Source organism: Streptomyces sp. SPB074 (genome assembly GCF_000154905.1).
Taxonomy (GTDB): domain Bacteria; phylum Actinomycetota; class Actinomycetes; order Streptomycetales; family Streptomycetaceae; genus Streptomyces.
Window position 1 is genome coordinate 3,467,088 of the sequence record NZ_GG770539.1, and the last position, 2,465, is coordinate 3,469,552.

Annotated in this window: 5 protein-coding genes; 2 read left to right on the forward strand and 3 right to left on the reverse strand. The window is 68.4% G+C overall.

Features of this window, described 5'->3' with window-relative positions:
* On the forward strand, nt 1-193 hold a 193-nt coding region (locus tag SSBG_RS34705), incomplete at its 5' end, for a hypothetical protein (protein ID WP_234010527.1).
* Between the two features lie 87 nt (nt 194-280).
* Here SSBG_RS34705 and SSBG_RS14315 read toward each other — a convergent pair.
* The 3 genes from SSBG_RS14315 to SSBG_RS14325 form a co-directional block, all read right to left on the reverse strand.
* Entirely contained in the window at nt 281-946 is a 666-nt protein-coding gene (locus SSBG_RS14315; protein WP_008746829.1) for an aminodeoxychorismate/anthranilate synthase component II, read from the reverse strand.
* The gene (locus SSBG_RS33230; protein WP_158677778.1) at nt 943-1,167 is read right to left on the reverse strand and encodes a hypothetical protein; all 225 of its coding nucleotides are present in this window, start codon (nt 1,165-1,167) and stop codon (nt 943-945) included. Before SSBG_RS33230 ends, SSBG_RS14315 begins: the two co-directional genes overlap by 4 nt.
* A 124-nt stretch (nt 1,168-1,291) precedes the next feature.
* Entirely contained in the window at nt 1,292-2,074 is a 783-nt protein-coding gene (locus SSBG_RS14325; protein WP_008746831.1) for a DUF881 domain-containing protein, read from the reverse strand.
* Between the two features lie 157 nt (nt 2,075-2,231).
* Here SSBG_RS14325 and crgA point away from each other — a divergent pair.
* A partial coding sequence (gene crgA / locus SSBG_RS14330) for a cell division protein CrgA (RefSeq protein ID WP_008746832.1) occupies nt 2,232-2,465 on the forward strand: 234 nt, incomplete at its 3' end.

Sequence of the window (2,465 nt, forward strand, 5' to 3'; positions counted from 1 at the left end):
AAAAAAAAAAAAAAAAAAAAAAAAAAAAAAAAAAAAAAAAAAAAAAAAAACTATCAAGAAAAAAATTTTTTATTTAATTACATTTTATATAATAATTAAATTATTTAAAGAGAAAGAAAAAAGATACTCGTCCCGACCATCTAGGAGGCGGAGTGCGGCGGGGCGGGCGCGGGGACGGCCGGGGTGCCCATGACGGGGGTGTCCGTCAACGGCGCGGGCTCCTGTCCCGGCCCGCTCCCGGTGCCGTGGCGTCCCGGCTCGCGCCCGGGCCGCAGCGCGGTCACGCCGAGGCCCTGCCCACCACCGGCGCGAGTCCGGCCGAGCGGCCGACCGCGCCCGGGTCACCGCAGGCGGTGAGCCAGTTGGCGAGCATGAGGTGCCCGTGCTCGGTGAGGACCGACTCGGGGTGGAACTGCACGCCCTCGACGGCGAGTTCCCGGTGCCGTACGCCCATGATGATCCCGTCGCGGGTGCGCGCGGTGACCTCCAGGGCCGCGGGCAGCGCGGCGGGTTCGGCGGCCAGCGAGTGGTAGCGCGTGGCGGTGAAGGGCGAGGGGAGCCCGGTGAAGACGCCGCCGCCCTCGTGCAGCACCTCGGAGGTCCGCCCGTGCAGCAGTTCGGGGGCCCGGCCCACGACACCCCCGTACGCGACGACCATGGACTGCATCCCGAGGCAGACGCCGAAGACCGGGAGGCCCGTGGCGCCGCAGTGCCGCACCATCTCGACGCACACCCCGGCCTCCTCGGGCGTACCGGGACCCGGGGAGAGCAGGACGCCGTCGTAGCGCGCGGGGTCGGCGTCGGCGGTGCTCACCTCGTCGTTGCGCAGCACCTCGCACACGGCGCCGAGCTGGTGCAGGTACTGGACGATGTTGAAGACGAAGCTGTCGTAGTTGTCGACGACGAGCACCCGGCTCGCGGTACGGGCGGGGGCCTCGGTGGTCATCGCGCTGCTCGCATTCCCTGGTCGACGGTGACGTCGTTGAAGGGGAGCAGCGGCTCCGCCCACGGGAAGACGTACTGGAAGAGGAGGAAGACCGCGGCGAGGGCGAGGAGGAGCGACAGGAGCGCCTTGACCCACGCGTTGCCCGGCAAATGCCGCCAGATCCACCCGTACATGCGCCGTGCCGTCCCTGCTGTCGCTCGTGCCGCCGTGTCGTTCTTCATGGGCACCCGGGCCTTCCCGAAGGCTCCGCGGGTGCGGCCCCAGCCTAAGGGGAGGGGGGCCCGCCGCGTGGGCGTGCTGCGGAAAGCCTTGGTGCGGCGCGAGGGTGTTCTTTACCCTGCCGGCTCACTCCACCGGTTCCGCGTAGTGCAGATCGACGGTGCCGGTGTACCCGGGCAGGGTTTTGGTGCCCTCGTTCTCGGCCTTCCAGCCGAGCCCGTAGGCGTTGACGTAGAGCATGTAGTTCCGGATCGCGGGGGATTCCGAGAGGGCCGTGCGCAGGTCGTCGGGGTCGCCGACGGCGGTGATCTTGTAGGGCGGCGAGTAGACGCGGCCCTGGAGGATCAGGGTGTTGCCGACGCAGCGCACCGCGCTCGTGGAGATGAGCCGCTGGCCCATGACCTCGATGCCGCGCGCCCCGCCCCGCCACAGGGCGTTGACGACGGCCTGGAGGTCCTGCTGGTGGATGACGAGGTCGTTGGGCTGGGGCTCCGGGTAGCCGGGGAGCCTGGGCCCGGCGTCGGGGGGCGCGTCCTGGAGCGTGACGGAGACGGTCTGGCCGCGCACGGGGCGCGTGCCGGCGCGGTCCTCGACGCGGGTGAGCCGCTTGTCCTCGGCCGCGCTGCGCCCGTCGTCGCGGGCCGCGAGCGCCTCGACGCGGCTGCGCAGCGCGGCGTTCCCGCGCTCGGCGTCTCCGTTCTTGTCGCTGCGCTCCTTGATGAGGTCGGAGAGCTTGAGGAGCGAGGTGTCGGTACGGATGTTGGTACCGCGCGCGGTGTGGAAACTCGTGAAGAAGATCAGCCCGGCCAGGGCGAAGACCGCGAGCGTGAGGATTCTCGCGGGACGGAAGCGGAACCCGTGGCCCTGGGGGGTGGATCGCTTCGGGGGGGAGTCGGCAGAATTGCTCAACGTACCCTGATCTCCTTCGGCACCGTGGAAGCACTACGCTAACGGACGCCCGGAGGGCCCCGGGGTCCGCCCGAGCGCCCGAAGAGCGCCCGCCCCGTTCCTTGCGGCCGGCCTCACAGGTCCGCACCGAACAGCGCATCGACAGGAGAGCCCCCTCGTGCCGAAGTCCCGTATCCGCAAGAAGGCCGACTACACGCCGCCGCCTGCCGCGAAGCAGCAGGCGACGACCGTGAAGCTCAGCAACGGAAGCTGGGTCGCCCCGCTGATGCTGGCGATGTTCGCCCTCGGGCTCGCCTGGATCGTCGTCTACTATGTGACGGACGGCAGTCTGCCGATCGACTCGCTCGACAACTGGAACATCCTCGTCGGCTTCGGCTTCATCGCCGCGGGC